At 44.7% G+C, this 15,048-nt stretch carries 16 protein-coding genes; 10 read left to right on the forward strand and 6 right to left on the reverse strand.

Annotated elements, in window-relative coordinates:
* Positions 1 to 113 precede the first annotated feature (113 nt).
* From FE392_RS03635 to FE392_RS03655, 5 genes are all read left to right on the forward strand, one after another.
* The gene (locus FE392_RS03635) at positions 114 to 755 is read left to right on the forward strand and encodes a lysophospholipid acyltransferase family protein (RefSeq protein ID WP_319928864.1); all 642 of its coding nucleotides are present in this window, start codon (positions 114 to 116) and stop codon (positions 753 to 755) included.
* Positions 752 to 1,696, forward strand: coding sequence for a phosphatidate cytidylyltransferase (locus tag FE392_RS03640; RefSeq protein WP_319928865.1), 945 nt, complete (start codon positions 752 to 754; stop codon positions 1,694 to 1,696). Before FE392_RS03635 ends, FE392_RS03640 begins: the two co-directional genes overlap by 4 nt.
* A gap of 26 nt (positions 1,697 to 1,722) precedes the next feature.
* Complete coding sequence (gene fieF, locus FE392_RS03645) at positions 1,723 to 2,622, forward strand: CDF family cation-efflux transporter FieF (RefSeq protein ID WP_319928866.1); 900 nt, start codon at positions 1,723 to 1,725, stop codon at positions 2,620 to 2,622.
* Between the two features lie 202 nt (positions 2,623 to 2,824).
* On the forward strand, positions 2,825 to 3,802 hold the full coding sequence (gene pfkA / locus FE392_RS03650; protein ID WP_319928867.1) for a 6-phosphofructokinase: 978 nt from the start codon (positions 2,825 to 2,827) through the stop codon (positions 3,800 to 3,802).
* A 265-nt stretch (positions 3,803 to 4,067) separates the two neighbouring features.
* Positions 4,068 to 5,030: a sulfate ABC transporter substrate-binding protein gene (locus tag FE392_RS03655; RefSeq protein WP_319928912.1), complete on the forward strand. Its 963-nt coding sequence runs from the start codon at positions 4,068 to 4,070 to the stop codon at positions 5,028 to 5,030.
* Between the two features lie 120 nt (positions 5,031 to 5,150).
* Here FE392_RS03655 and tpiA read toward each other — a convergent pair whose 3' ends face one another.
* Entirely contained in the window at positions 5,151 to 5,918 is a 768-nt protein-coding gene (gene tpiA, locus FE392_RS03660) for a triose-phosphate isomerase (RefSeq protein WP_319928868.1), read from the reverse strand.
* A 148-nt stretch (positions 5,919 to 6,066) separates the two neighbouring features.
* On the reverse strand, positions 6,067 to 6,687 hold the full coding sequence (locus FE392_RS03665) for a DUF1454 family protein (protein WP_439153456.1): 621 nt from the start codon (positions 6,685 to 6,687) through the stop codon (positions 6,067 to 6,069).
* Positions 6,688 to 6,777: 90 nt separating this feature from the next.
* On the opposite strand from FE392_RS03665, the gene FE392_RS03670 reads away from it, so the two are divergent.
* Positions 6,778 to 7,224 (forward strand): DUF805 domain-containing protein, encoded by a 447-nt coding sequence (locus FE392_RS03670; protein ID WP_319928870.1) that lies wholly within the window; start codon positions 6,778 to 6,780, stop codon positions 7,222 to 7,224.
* A 36-nt stretch (positions 7,225 to 7,260) separates the two neighbouring features.
* Here FE392_RS03670 and fpr read toward each other — a convergent pair whose 3' ends face one another.
* Entirely contained in the window at positions 7,261 to 8,007 is a 747-nt protein-coding gene (fpr, locus tag FE392_RS03675) for a ferredoxin--NADP(+) reductase (RefSeq protein ID WP_319928871.1), read from the reverse strand.
* Between the two features lie 425 nt (positions 8,008 to 8,432).
* On the opposite strand from fpr, the gene emrD reads away from it, so the two are divergent.
* The 3 genes from emrD (at position 8,433) to FE392_RS03690 (ending at position 11,104) form a co-directional block, all read left to right on the forward strand.
* Positions 8,433 to 9,620 (forward strand): multidrug efflux MFS transporter EmrD, encoded by a 1,188-nt coding sequence (gene emrD / locus FE392_RS03680; protein WP_319928872.1) that lies wholly within the window; start codon positions 8,433 to 8,435, stop codon positions 9,618 to 9,620.
* Positions 9,621 to 9,673: 53 nt separating this feature from the next.
* Entirely contained in the window at positions 9,674 to 9,886 is a 213-nt protein-coding gene (locus FE392_RS03685) for a hypothetical protein (RefSeq protein WP_319928873.1), read from the forward strand.
* A 354-nt stretch (positions 9,887 to 10,240) separates the two neighbouring features.
* On the forward strand, positions 10,241 to 11,104 hold the full coding sequence (locus FE392_RS03690) for a hypothetical protein (protein ID WP_319928874.1): 864 nt from the start codon (positions 10,241 to 10,243) through the stop codon (positions 11,102 to 11,104).
* Between the two features lie 259 nt (positions 11,105 to 11,363).
* Here FE392_RS03690 and glpK read toward each other — a convergent pair whose 3' ends face one another.
* A complete protein-coding gene (glpK, locus tag FE392_RS03695; protein WP_319928875.1) occupies positions 11,364 to 12,887 on the reverse strand; it encodes a glycerol kinase GlpK in 1,524 nt (507 codons plus the stop codon).
* A 105-nt stretch (positions 12,888 to 12,992) separates the two neighbouring features.
* On the reverse strand, positions 12,993 to 13,790 hold the full coding sequence (locus tag FE392_RS03700; protein ID WP_319928876.1) for an MIP/aquaporin family protein: 798 nt from the start codon (positions 13,788 to 13,790) through the stop codon (positions 12,993 to 12,995).
* 330 nt (positions 13,791 to 14,120) lie between these two features.
* On the opposite strand from FE392_RS03700, the gene zapB reads away from it, so the two are divergent.
* A complete protein-coding gene (zapB, locus tag FE392_RS03705; RefSeq protein ID WP_319928877.1) occupies positions 14,121 to 14,363 on the forward strand; it encodes a cell division protein ZapB in 243 nt (80 codons plus the stop codon).
* Positions 14,364 to 14,482: 119 nt separating this feature from the next.
* On the opposite strand, the gene rraA is transcribed toward zapB, so the two are convergent.
* Positions 14,483 to 15,001 (reverse strand): ribonuclease E activity regulator RraA, encoded by a 519-nt coding sequence (gene rraA / locus FE392_RS03710; RefSeq protein WP_319928913.1) that lies wholly within the window; start codon positions 14,999 to 15,001, stop codon positions 14,483 to 14,485.
* Between the last annotated feature and the right edge of the window lie 47 nt (positions 15,002 to 15,048).

Consider the following 15,048-nt stretch of genomic DNA (forward strand, 5'->3'; position numbering starts at 1 on the left):
TTATCCAATCTGTTGTTATCTTAACCAACATTGATTATCTTACACACTATATTCACCGCTTATTAAAAAATCTTATCACTTCTCCTCACAATAAGGGATAAGGATACCCAAACATGGATAATTCTTATAAATTCAGTCTATTGGCGAAATGCATGGGCTCGATGTTATCGGGTTTGTGTCGGCTTTTAACGGGGGTACAGGCGCGATGGATTGGCTGTGAGCCGTCCATGGTGAGTCGCATTTATTATGCCAATCACTCCAGCCATCTTGATGGATTAGTTATTTGGTCGGGGCTTCCATCGGTCTTGAGACCCCAAATTCATCCTGTCGCTGCTCGTGATTATTGGGCTAAAACCAAAATGCGGCGTTATCTTGTCCACAAGGTATTTCGGGCGGTGTTAATTGAGCGTAACGGTGAAAAGACAGTCAGGGAGGAGGTTCTTGCTCCTTTGGAACGCGTTTTGGCACAAAAGCGATCGTTGATTATTTTTCCTGAAGGAACTCGGGGAGATGGTGAACAAATCAATTCGTTCAAAAGTGGTTTGTATCATTTGGCGCGAAAATATCCCGATGTTGAGGTTGTGCCTGTTTATCTGGAAAATTTGAACCGTGCTTTGCCGAAAGGAAAAAAACTGCCAATTCCGGTTATCTGTTCCGTCACTTTTGGCAAGCCGTTAGCGAAATTGGGTGAGGATGAAAGCAAGGAGGCGTTCCTGCAACGCGCTCAATCCGCGTTGGAGGCGTTGGTATTATGATGAATCTTGATCATGAACTGATGATGTTACTGGGTGGGATATTTGGAGTATTAGTCATCGCCAGTGTAATTGGCGCGGTGTTGGCCCTTTGGTATTCGGGGGACAAGAGCAACTCCACCATCGACAATCTGAATGCCCGAATCCGGGGTTGGTGGATGATGTGTATTGTCTGCGTGGTGGCAATTATTGTTGGGCCTGTGGGGTCGGTGGTTTTGTTTGCGGTGATGTCATTTTTTGCCTTACGTGAATTTATTACGTTAACACCAACCCGCCGAAGTGATCATGAAGCCCTTTTCTGGTGTTTCTTCATTTTTATGCCTATCCAGTATGTTTTGGTCGGTGTGCAGTGGTATGGGCTATTTTCGGTGTTTATTCCCGTCTATGTATTTTTGTTCCTGCCCGCCCGATCTGCTCTGGCTGGGGATACGAAGCATTTTCTGGAACGGGCAGCCAAAATCCAGTGGGGAATGTTGGTGACGGTTTTTGCCATCAGCCACGCACCGGCTTTGCTGATGTTGGATATTCCTGACTATCAGGGCCAGAATATTAAGTTACTGCTGTTCCTGATGATAGTGGTGCAAATGTCGGATGTTTTGCAGTATGTATTCGGGAAGTTATTTGGCAAACGCCCAATTGTGCCGAAACTTAGCCCCAATAAAACCGTTGAAGGATTTGTGGGGGGAATCGCTGCATCTGTTTTGCTGGGAGCATCGTTGTTCTGGGTTACACCATTTTCCCCGTGGGAAGCGGGTCTGATGTCGCTTGCGATCACTTTGATGGGATTCATTGGAGGTTTGTGTATGTCAGCGATTAAGCGGGACAGTGGTGTGAAAGATTTTGGTGGGATTATCGAAGGGCACGGCGGAATGCTGGATAGAATTGACTCGCTTTGTTTCGCTGCCCCTATATTTTTCCATCTGACGCGCTATTTTTATACCTGAGGCTAAATAACCGAAGGGCTGTCGTCATGAGCATAAATTATGGGCGATGGGTCAGCACGGCGGCGCTAGCTGCGACGGTGCTGGCCAGTATTATTTTAATTGTAAAAATATTTGCGTGGTGGATAACGGGTTCGGTGAGTTTATTGGCGGCGCTGGTGGATTCTTTGGTTGATCTGGCCGCATCTCTGACCAATTTTTTTGCTGTACGCTATTCGCTTCAACCGGCTGATGAAGAGCACTCTTTCGGGCATGGCAAAGCTGAATCATTGGCAGCATTGGCTCAAAGCATGTTCATCTGTGGTTCGGCAATCTTCCTGTTTTTGACCGGCTTCCAGCATCTTGTTTCCCCGAAGCCATTGGAACATGCGGAGCTGGGTGTCTGGGTCATCGTTATTGCTCTGGTATCGACATTATGTTTGGTGACGTTCCAGAAATGGGTGATCAATAAGACCCAAAGTCAGGCTATCCGCGCAGATATGTTGCATTATAAGTCCGATTTGCTGATGAATGTGGCCATTTTGCTGGCGCTGGTTTTAAGTTTGTATGGCTTTAAGCGTGCGGATGCGTTATTTGCTTTGGGAATTGGTGTTTATATCCTCTACAGTGCATTACGGATGGGATATGATGCCGTACAATCTTTGCTGGATAGGGCTTTGCCGGATGAAGAGCGGCAGGAAATCATCAATATTGTCCAGAATTATCCCGGCATATCTGGCGGGCATGATTTACGAACCCGCCAATCGGGGCCGACCCGCTTTATCCAGCTTCATCTGGAAATGGATGATAATTTGCCCTTGGTGCAAGCCCATACTTTGGCTGCAGGCGTTGAAAATAAATTGCGGGAACGTTTTCCGGGGGCCGATATTATTATTCATCAAGATCCTAGCTCAGAGGTGCCTGAAGAATATAAAAACCGCTGGGATTAAGGGTGAATTTATCCATAATCAAAAGAACGTCAAAAAATAGACATAATCTTAATGCAGAGTGAACGTTTTTCCGTATTATAGGTTCTGTTGAATCAATTCAGCTTATGAGTTGACGATCAGGTTTCGTAAAATTGCCGTAACTCTTCCCTCAGGAAGTCATCAGCAGATTGATAAATATTATATTTACAAGTCAGAGGTCATCATGGTCAACAAGATTAAAAGAATCGGAGTCTTAACGAGTGGCGGTGATGCGCCTGGTATGAACGCCGCTATTCGTGGTGTTGTTCGTGCCGCTCTAAGCGAAGGGTTGGAAGTTTGCGGCATTTATGATGGCTATCTGGGTCTGTATGAAAACCGCATGAAAAAGCTCGACCGTTTTAGTGTTTCTGACATGATTAATCGTGGCGGTACATTTTTGGGGTCAGCACGCTTTCCTGAGTTCAGAAATGATAAAGTCCGAGAAACTGCCATTGAGAATTTGCGCAAAAATGATATTGATGCGTTGGTGGTGATTGGGGGCGATGGATCTTATTTGGGGGCGAAGAAGCTGACTGAAGCCGGCTTCCCTTGTATTGGCTTGCCGGGAACGATAGATAATGATGTTGCTGGTACGGATTACACCATTGGGTATTTCACAGCACTGGAAACGGTGGTAGAAGCGATTGACCGCCTGCGTGATACATCGACTTCTCACAAGCGTATTTCAATTGTTGAAGTGATGGGGCGTTATTGTGGTGATTTGACCTTATCGGCGGCAATTGCGGGTGGATGTGAGTTCATCGTTTTGCCTGAAAATGAAATACCTTTCGACCGCGAAGAGTTGCTGGCTGAAATTAAGGCTGGCATTGATAAAGGTAAGCGCCACGCGATCGTTGCTATCACTGAACACGTTTGTGATGTTGATGAGCTGGCAAAATATATTGAAGCGGAAACCCGTCATGAAACCCGAGCAACGGTGTTGGGGCATATTCAGCGTGGTGGGGCACCAGTGGCTTATGACCGTATTCTTGCTTCCCGCATGGGCGCTTACTCTGTTCAGTTGTTGCTGGAAGGGCATGGTGGCCGCTGCGTCGGGATCCAGAACGAAAAACTGGTTCATCACGATATCATTGATGCCGTAATGAATATGAAGCGTATCTTCAAAAAAGAATGGCTGGAAACCGCGAAGAAACTTTATTGAGTTTTTCCCCTGCTTTTTCCTGAAAAAATAGCTGCAAAAAAATTTCAGAGATAGCCGCATCATGTGGCTGTCTCACTTCCTATATTCTTCTCCAGCATAAGCAGGAATTTTAAATTATTTCTGCGTTATAGCGCTTTCTGTCAGTTTTTATGGTGAAAATCATAGTAGCTTAAGGAAGCATGTCATTGTGGTTACAAAAATTGTGGTTATAAAAGCAGGGGTGAAAGGATACGTGGTATCGGCGATTCTTTTGGTTGTTTTGGCAATGGCATTGATGACAAGCCGTGCCTGGGCAAAAGAGAGCCAACTTTTGAATGTATCTTATGATCCGACTCGTGAATTGTACCAACAGTATGATCAGGCCTTTAGCGAATACTGGCACAAAAAAACGGGAGATACTGTCAAAATCCGGCAGTCTCACGGGGGTTCAGGTAAGCAGGCAACTTCAGTCATTAATGGCCTTCAGGCGGATGTCGTCACTTTAGCGCTGGCATATGATGTGAATGCTATCGCTGAAAGTGGTCGGATCGATAAAAACTGGATTAAGCGTTTGCCGGATAACTCGGCACCTTATACATCAACGATTGTTTTTTTGGTGAGAAAAGGCAATCCTAAGCAGATCAAGGATTGGCCAGATTTAATTCGTCCGGGTGTTTCTGTTGTTACCCCAAATCCGAAAACTTCCGGTGGTGCACGTTGGAATTATCTGGCTGCCTGGGGTTATGCCTTAGCGCATAACAAGCAAGATCCAGCGAAAGCCAAAGCATTCGTGAAGGCGCTCTATAAAAATGTAGAAGTGCTGGACTCCGGTGCTCGTGGGGCAACAAATACCTTTGTCGAACGTGGCATTGGTGATGTGTTAATCGCATGGGAAAACGAAGCTCTGCTGGCGATTAATGCCTTGGGCAAAGGGCAATTTGAAATTGTGACACCGAGCACTTCTATTCTGGCTGAACCAACGGTTGCAGTTGTTGATAAAGTGGTTGATAAGCGAGGAACGCGTGAACTGGCAACGGAATACCTGAAATACCTTTACTCTCCGGTCGGGCAGGAAATTGCGGCCAGAAATTATTATCGTCCTCGCGATAAGGTTATCGCAGAAAAATACCATGCTTTTTTTCCGGCGCTGAAACTTTTTACGATTGATGATGTTTTCGGTGGCTGGGATAAAGCGCAGAAGGAACATTTTGCGACCGGCGGGACTTTTGACGAAATACTGCGTCGTTAATTTTTCAATGTCTAACCGTTGGGCCAGTTATTTGGCTCTATGGGTGATATCAAACAGATAAAAACCGCCACGAATGATGTTCTGTGGCGGTTTTTCATGCATGCCGTAAAACCAAAGCAATTATGCTTTTTTAGCGTCTGCTGCGGCTTTTACGATCACGGCAAAAGCATCGGCTTTCAGAGATGCACCACCGACCAGAGCACCGTCGATATCAGGTTGGGTGAACAACTCTGCCGCATTGCCGGCGTTGACGGAGCCGCCGTATTGGATAATGACTTGTTCAGCGATAGCGGCATCTTGCTTCGCAATATGGTCACGGATGAATTTATGCACTGCTTGCGCTTGGGCAGGCGTAGCAGATTTGCCGGTTCCGATGGCCCAAACAGGTTCGTAGGCAATAACGGTATCTTTGAATGCATCGGCACCCAGAGTATTCAGAACCGCATCGATTTGCCGAGCACAAACGGCTTCGGTCTGGCCTGCTTCATTTTCCTGCTCAGTTTCACCGATGCACAGAACGGGGATCAGACCCTGTTCTTTCAGAACAGCGAATTTTTTGGCGATGAACTCATCACTTTCTTTGTGGTAAGTACGACGCTCAGAATGGCCGATAATAATGTACTTCGCGCCAATGTCTTTCAGCATTTCAGCGGAAGTTTCGCCCGTGAATGCGCCAGAAAGGTTAACACCAACATCTTGTGCACCGAGGGCGATACGGCTGCCTGCCAGAGCATCTTTTGCCTGAGAAACATAAATTGTTGGTGGTGCAATAGCGACGCCGCAGCCGTCAACGTTGCTCAATTCTTTACGCAGGCCTGCAATCAGGTCGTTAACCATGTGGGTACTGCCATTTAATTTCCAGTTACCCATAACGAGTGGATGTCGCATATTTTTCCCTCCAACCAGAAAATAATCAAATTGCGAACTGAATGAATATTCTTTCTTTGCGGAACAACATCAACGATGATGTCACCCCCTGTAAGCGGAATCCCAACAGTATAAAGATCATCAACACGAATAGCTCTGCGCTGCGTCACTAATTTTCATTTGTTGAGGCGTCAGATAGCGATAGCTTAATCGGTTCAATCGCGAAGGTCATTATATTTTCGCTGCTGTTTACGATGACATAACGCACCGCGCCCATTTTTTGACTGAGCATTGATTGTTTTTCCGCGGCCTTTAACAGTTTTTCCAATTGAGTTTTGGCCTGAACCGGAGAAAGTGTCGGGTCAAATTGGCTGATCAAAGCTGTTATGTACTGTTTTGCCAGTGCGAAATTTTTATCATTCTCTTGTGCATTTTGCGAAGGCTGCAATGTAATTTGCAGGCTTTTAATTTTTTCACTGCCCCGTTCCAATATTGCCGAAGAGTAGATATTTTCATTGATTTTGCTGGCTGCGCGGATGAAAGGCTGGGAAATATCTTTACTGGCGACGACCTTGTATTCATACAAAGGGATTTTAGGATTTTTTTTGTTATATTTCTCCCGCAAGACAGGGATGGTATCTTCGAAAGTCGGGGAGTCCGGCAGCAGATATATCAACGGTGAGCTTGTGTCTGGTGTGATAGAAGGCTCATCAGCAACGGTTGAGAATGGCAAACTGATGCCAAAAGCGATTAAAATTGTCACCAGAAGTTTATTCATGCCTGTTTTCATTTTGCTACTCACTAAGTTAAATACTGACATAAGTTAAATGTGACTCAGTCAAATACAGGAAAAACAGCACCCACACTTGGAAAAGAATACATGACATTACAACAATGGGGATTCTCATTCAAAGGCCGAATTGGACGACGGGAATTCTGGATCGGCATCGGTATCTGTTTTGCCTTGATCTTTATACTCCTGACGCTGCATGGAATGCATGCTCTCCCCATGAATTATACAGCGATAGGTGTTGTCCTCCTGTTATATCCAACGGCTGCAATTTTTTCTAAGCGCCTGCATGATCGGGATAAACGGGGCGGTTGGGCGTTATTATTCGCACTGGCGTGGATATTGGTCTCTCTGGACTGGAGCGCAATGGCACCAATATGGCAATGGGGAATCGGCCGTTTTGTGCCGACGCTCATTTTTGTGATGATTATGCTGGATTGCGGCGTTTTCCGTGGCACTGAAGGCGCCAATCGTTTTGGTGAGATGGCAGAAATCGTTGATTACATTTCTGCCAATGAGCCGACTCGAAAAAGTTGATGAATTGATGCGGGCATGTGGCTAAGGAACAGGTGATTACCAATATTGTTCGCTGGTAATATGCCCCGGTTTACGGCGCAGGTGTTTTGCCATGCTGCGCTGCTCTTTTAGAAGTTGTTGGGTATCCCTGACCATTTGGGGATTCCCGCACAACATAACATGGCTGTTTTCTGGCTGCATTGGTAAACCCACCGCAGCTTCCAGTTCGCCATTTTCAATCAAAGCCGGAATCCGTCCCATCAGGGAGTTCGGCCATTTCTCTCGACTGACGACGGCCTGTATCCTTAATTTACCTTGAAACTTTTCTTCTAATTTCTGCATGATCGGTAAATAACTCAGATCATCCCCCCATCTGGCAGCATGAACTAAAACGAGGTTTTCAAATCGCTCCAGATCTTTTCCTTGTTGGAGAATGGAAAGGTAAGGCCCGATGCCAGTACCCGTTGAAAGCATCCAAAGTGTCTGACAATCCGGTATTTCATCGAGGACGAAAAACCCGGCGGCTTGTTCCGTTAACAGCAGCTCATCCCCTGTTTTTAGGGCTGCCAGTTTGGGGCTGAGTTTCCCTTCTGGAACAGTGACTAAATAAAACTCCAAGTCATTGTCATCGGGAGAGTTGACGTAAGAGTATGCGCGCTGAATGCGCACACCTTCGATTTCAAGTCCAAGCTTTGCAAATTGTCCGGCAGTAAATTTTTCAATCGGAGCATGAACTTTGATGCTGAAGAGTGAATCTGTCCAATTAGTTATGTCGGTAACTTTTCCTGTAACCCAGTTTGCCATTACGATTAACCCCTCTACACGATACTAGGCAAATAAATATGCTCAGTGTAATGAGACCTCTGCGTTGAAAGTTGCTACAGAGTGGTGGATAGATGATTTTTCGTGACGATTTTACGCGATTGCCTGAAATAGCATTATCGATTACGTGTTACAGATTAATTGTCTGGTGATTCGTGAGTTACATGGATTGATATGTACACTTTTATTGACATTTATGGCTGATTAGGCTGGATTTTTTTATTCATGTAAAATTGTATACTGCCGATAAAAAATATAGATTGCTAAGTAAGCGAGATTGAATGACATAAATCCAATCGGGTGCTCAATAGAGCATCTGATGGTTTCTGTTACTGTCCAATCTCTTGCTTTTAGCACTCATTCTTTAAGAAAACCTGTTCTCAAATAAACAATTGTATGTAAATGCGATGAGAAAAATAGAACACTTTAATTTATTGTTGATGTTGATTGTATTAGCCGCAGTCGGGCAAATGACACAAACAATTTATGTGCCGGTGATTGCAGATATAGCGAGTGCCTTTAACAAACCTGCCGGTGAAGTTCAGCGGGTGATGGCCGCGTATCTGTTTTCTTATGGGCTTTCGCAGATTTTTTATGGGCCGTTATCAGATAAGGTGGGGCGTCGGCCGGTTATTTTGGCGGGAATGTCTATTTTTCTGGCCGCCACCCTGTGTGCCCTGCTTGCCCATAATTTGTTGGTGCTGGTCGTTGCCAGTGCATTTCAGGGATTGGGGACGGGCGTTGCGGGTGTGATGGTGAGAACCATGCCGCGGGACTTATATACCGGTACAACATTGCGTTATGCCAATAGCTTGCTGAATATGGCGGTATTGGTCAGCCCCTTGTTGGCTCCCATTATTGGCGGAGTTGCTGCCCATTATTTTGGCTGGCGAGCCTGTTACTGGTTCCTGCTGATATTTGGGGCGACGATTGCTTTTTTCCTATACCGACATTTACCGGAAACCCGTCCCGAGCAGACGGCACATAACACTATGTTGGCTTCGTTCCAGCAATTGCTTTCCCATAGTTCCTTCGTGGCATATCTGATTATGCTGGTGGGTGGCCTGGCGGGTATTGCTGTTTTTGAAGCCAGCAGTGGCGTATTGATGGGTGCTGTTCTGGGGCTGGATAGTATAACTGTCAGTATCTTGTTTATTTTTCCAATACCGGCGGCTTTCCTTGGGGCTTGGTATGCAGGCCGTGAAGGTAAAACATTTTATCGGCTGATGTGGCACTCCGTCATTTGTTGCCTGTTGGCGGGAGCATTGATGTGGCTACCCGGCTTATTTGGGATTATGAATGTCTGGACCTTGTTGATACCTGCCACTTTATTCTTTTTTGGTGCCGGCATGCTGTTTCCACTGGCGACAACGGGGGCGATGGAGCCATTCCCTTATTTAGCGGGTGCGGCGGGCGCGCTGGTTGGGGGATTCCAAAATATAGGTTCCGGCCTGGCAACGTGGCTGTCAGCGATGCTGCCACAAAATAGTCAGTTCAGCGTTGGTTTATTGATGTTTTCAATGGCTCTGCTGATCCTCTTTTTCTGGTTGCCGATTTCCCAGCGCCTCCAACGCAAAGAGCACATGGCTTTATAAAGCAGAAAACGGTTTCTAACGGGAAAGTTTAAAAATCAAAAGGCTCCGGCAAAGTGAATAAACAATGCCGGAGCCTTTATTCTATTCATGCAATTTCAGTACAAACGGCTGACGTTACTAAACAGGGATCTGCTGCGTCCGTGCTGCTGAGCTCGATCCGTATGTCGTGGTTGGTGGTTGAAAAAATTATGTTAGTGCTAGTTATTCAATTGATTGAATATAAACGTGAAAGCGCATCAGCGCTGGATGGCGGCAGAGGTAATTAGTATTAATTTGCCTCTGGGGGTTATAAAAGTGCATGATATGGATTAGTCTTAATACAATCTATCAGTTTCGTTTTTTTTCGATACGGCGAGATCTGGCAGGTGCCTTGAATCGGCTCTACCCCACATGAGTTTAGATATAGTTCCTATCCGTGTTCATTTACTCCTTTGATGTGAAGTTACTAACTGTTTATTTTTCTTATGACTTTCAATTTTCTTTGATGGTTTTATTATTTTTATAATGTTCGAATTGTTATGTAAATACACTACTTTTAGCTCTACTGAGCGTTAGGTTTCTATACCGATGGGCATCTACAATTTCGTAAAAATGTCTTTTGTTATTTTTAAGGCTTAATTATGAAATTTAATAAATTAAATGAATTGGAACTGCAAAGGAAATATTGGGATATATATAGAGAAAATGTACGTAGCCGATGGAATAAACAGGCTGTAGATACCATGATGAATGAAGGAAAAGCATGGCACCGTGAAGGGAATAGAAATTTACATGATGATATAAAGCGCAATATAGATGATCTACAGCGTGAAATACAGGCTCATCCATATTCACCCGAAGAAGAGCAGTTTGCTAATGCATTTATGGGAAAAAAATTCTTCATTGTTCATGCAAGCAGTAATGATTTGAATGATAATTCTAAAAGAGAATTACTTATCTGTTCCCACCGTTATCTGGAAAAAAAAGGGACTGGATTTTTCAAGAATAACACTACGATAGATGATGTACGTGAGCTGGCTAATGATGACTATGTGTTTTTTTCACTTGAAGTAGGTGGCGAATTGCAAAAAAAACGTAGTCGATTCGGCAATAAGTTTTATCGTATTCCCTACACAAAAGAGAATGTGTCACTTCGTCATTCTTCAATGGCATTAGTTGATCAGATTTTATTAACAGCTCCAGATAGTCGAATGATTAAGGGGCTTACTAATGGTGCTAATGTACACCTTGATCATCGAAGATTTATTAATCATAGAATTATTTTTTCAGGTATTGATAATTGCCTAACAGGGCTTCTTTATTCAATTATTCTAACGGTTAGGAAATTCAATATCACTTTACAGCGTGATAGAGAAACAATTCTATATGCGAGAAGCGATAAGGAAATAAGTGACGTTATTAATGGATTATTTCGTCCTGAGATCAGAGTGCCAAGAATGTTTAGTGCTTCCGTAGGTGAATATAAAAAAATTCTTAAGAAATAAAGCATGGATTAATTCATGTGCAGGTGGCATAAAATCGGAAACAAGGTTTGAACTTTGGTGGATTAGAAGGCTTGTTCAAGCCTTCTAATCTTACTTAATGTGAATTCGGGATAAACAGAATATTTTATGCTGGATTCACTGGAGGGTTGATGGCATATTGCCTGAAACCGAAAAAGCCATCACTGAATGTTACTAATTTTGAAAAAACAGCACGTCAGATAATGGCTCAAATCGATCTCAGGTTATTAATCTTTCGTTATCAGGCGCGATCTTCCCAATCTTGAGCACGGGCAACAGCTTTTTTCCAACCATTGTATTTATGGTTGCGCTCTGTTGTTTCGATGCCAGGGCGGAACTCTTTTTCGATGGTCGCTTTGCTCTTCACTTCATCCAAATCCCGCCAGAAACCCACAGCCAGACCTGCAAGGAAGGCTGCTCCCAATGCTGTACTTTCACGGACTTCCGGGCGTTCTACCCGAGTGCCGAGAATATCAGACTGAAATTGCATCAGGAAGTTGTTGGCGACAGCGCCACCATCCACCCGTAGAGCTTGCAGGCGTGTACCTGCATCTGCTTGCATTGCATCCAAGACATCACGGGTTTGGTAAGCAATGGATTCCAGTGTGGCACGAATAATGTGGTTACTGTTTGCCCCTCGGGTCAAGCCGAAAATAGCGCCACGGGCGTAAGGATCCCAGTATGGTGCTCCAAGCCCGGTAAATGCCGGAACAACATAAACACCGTTGCTGTCTTTTACTTTGGTAGCAAAGTATTCGGAGTCGGTGGCATCGGCAATAAGTTTCAATTCATCACGTAACCATTGGATGGAAGCTCCGCCAACAAATACTGCACCTTCCAAAGCATAATTGACTTCACCGCGCGGGCCGCAGGCAATCGTGGTCAGTAATCCATGGTTGGAACGAACCGCATCCGTGCCTGTATTCATCAACAGGAAGCAGCCTGTACCATAAGTATTTTTCGCCATGCCGGGATGAACACACAGTTGCCCGTACAGCGCCGCTTGTTGGTCACCTGCGATGCCAGCGATAGGAATGCGGGTGCCTCCTTTACCGCCAATATTGGTTTGGCCGTAAACTTCCGAAGACGCTGAGACTTTTGGCAGCATAATCCGTGGGATATTCAGTTCCTCAAGGATTTTCTGATCCCAGTCCAGATTATGAATATTGAATAGCATGGTACGGGAAGCGTTGGTGTAATCGGTGACATGTACGCGCCCTTGGGTCATTTTCCAGACCAGCCAAGTATCGACCGTACCAAATAATAGCTCACCGTTTTCAGCACGCTTGCGTGCGCCTTCAACGTTATCCAGGATCCACTTTATTTTGGTGCCGGAAAAATAAGGGTCAACAACCAAACCTGTATTTTGGCGGATATATTCTTCCAGCCCGTCTTTTTGTTTCAGTTTGGTACAAATGTCAGCCGTTCTGCGACATTGCCATACAATTGCGTTATAAACAGGTTTACCGGTCGCTTTTTCCCAAACAATCGTTGTTTCGCGTTGGTTAGTAATACCAATGCTGGCAATTTGATCTGAGCTGATATCTGCTTTTGCCAGTACTTCAACCAATGTGGAGCTTTGGCTTGCCCAAATTTCCATTGGATCGTGCTCCACCCAACCGGGCTTGGGGTAGATTTGCGGAAACTCTCGTTGTGAGATGCAGACAATATTGGCATCGTGATCAAGTACAACTGCTCGTGAGCTGGTTGTGCCCTGATCCAGAGCGACGATATATTTTTTCTCGGTGATATTTTCTGTTGTCATAACTATAACCTGGTTTTAAGCATGTATTTTTTATTGTTTTATTGAGTTGTCATTACTGTTTGTCATAACTGTTTTTTGTTGCTTCAGTTATACAGTATGGCAAATTTAAACCTCGCGTGGTAAATGGCGAGTAATAAGTTTTCGGTAGCCAAAGGCACCTAAAATTGCACCAACGATAGGGGCAGTCAATGGAACAAGGCAATAAGGAATATCCCGGCCGCCTGTCAGGGCGATATCTCCCCAGCCCGCTAAATACGCAACCAGTTTAGGGCCGAAATCACGGGCCGGGTTCAGGGCAAATCCGGTCAGAGGGCCGAATGAGCCACCAATAACTGCAATGAGGATACCAATCAACAAAGGCGCTAAAGGGCCGCGAGGGATGCCGTTGCCATCGTCAGTCAAAGACAAGATCAGGCACAGCAGGACGGCTGCAATAATGACTTCAATGATAAACGCATGCAGTACAGAAATCTGTGACGCAGGGTATGTGGAGAAAACACCTGCCGTGAAGAGGCTTTCCTGTGAGCCACGGGCGATATTGTGTACCTGTTCATAGTCAAAAAAGAGGTTGTAATACATCATGTAAACAATGGCTGCCGCGGTGAAACCACCGAGCATTTGGGCGATGATGTAAGGCAACACTTTTTTTCTATCAAAATTGGCAAATAGGCATAAAGCAATGGTGACGGCTGGATTGAGATGCGCACCGGAGATGCCTGCCGTGAGATAAACTGCCAAGGCTACACCAAAACCCCAGATAACGCTGATTTCCCATAAACCTAGTTGTGCGCCGGCGAGTCGGGCGGCAGCAACACAGCCTAATCCGAAGAAAACGAGCAATGCTGTTCCCAAAAATTCTGAAATGCATTGACCTGATAATGCTGGAGTCGTGGTCTGGCTCATTTCTATATCCTATAAAAGTACAATAAAGATTAATTATTAGTCTTTTCTCTTATATGTAATCCGATAAAGTGTGTATTAGAGAAAGATCCCTGTGAATTTATCGTTAATGCGCGTAAACGAGAAATAGCGAAATTGAAATCTGCGTGTTGCGTCAACAAAATGAGCGAATTCGCATTTGATTGCGGTTTTGTTTGGCTTCTAAATGTGATCTTACAGACATTTCGGTTTAGTCACTATATTTCTCGTTATACCGCACATTGAAAGGATGAAACTAGACAGGCGCTAATAGGCTAAATACAATCAGAGCATTGCTTACAAGAGGGCCATAGAATGTCATTTGAAGTTTTTGAAAAACTAGAATCGAAAGTTCAGCAAGCGATTGATACCATCACTTTGCTGCAAATGGAAATTGAAGAATTAAAAGAAAAGAACGCAGTATTAACCCAGGATGTCCAGAATGCGACAGACAGCCGTGAGTCATTAGTGCGTGAAAATGAGCAGCTCAAACAAGAACAAACAGCATGGCAAGAGCGCTTACGTACACTGTTGGGCAAAATGGAAGATGTACAGTAAGGTATTTAACGGCTTAGCTGAAAAAGGGCGTAACAATCGCCCTTTTTTTATGATGCAGGATAAAACGGCAACCCTGTCATTATGATGGGAGATAAACGTGTAATGAATTACCTTCGGGTTTACACTTCATCTTCTTCGTCAATATCATTGTCTTCTTCGGCTTCCAGCGATACATCGGATAAAACCATGCCCGTGTTGTCTGCATAGAGATAGTCGCCCGAGAAGAACGTTACACCACCGAAGTTCACTCTGATATCGCTTTCCCCTATGCCTTCGCTGTTGGAACCGGCAGGAATGGCAGCCATTGCTTGAATGCCAATATCAAGTTCGGCAAGATGATCGACCTGGCGTACTGCGCCATAGACGACAATGCCTTCCCACTCGTTATTGGCAGCCAGTTGCGCAAGCTCTGCATCGATGAGCGCCTTGCGTACTGATCCACCACCATCAACGAGCAAAATACGGCCATGCCCATTTTCTTCAAGTAAATCATAAAGCAGGCCATTATCTTCAAAGCATTTCACCGTGATGATTTGACCACCAAATGAAGTACGCCCACCAAAGTTGGAAAATAGTGGTTCTACCACGTTTATATCTTCTTGATAGATATCACAAAGTTCGGAAGTATCATATTTCATGGGATTTACGTCTGGTTTATGCAAGGAACGGACAGTATATCCTTTTA

Origin of the sequence: Xenorhabdus santafensis, assembly GCF_033949405.1 — a bacterium.
Classification (GTDB): domain Bacteria; phylum Pseudomonadota; class Gammaproteobacteria; order Enterobacterales; family Enterobacteriaceae; genus Xenorhabdus; species Xenorhabdus santafensis.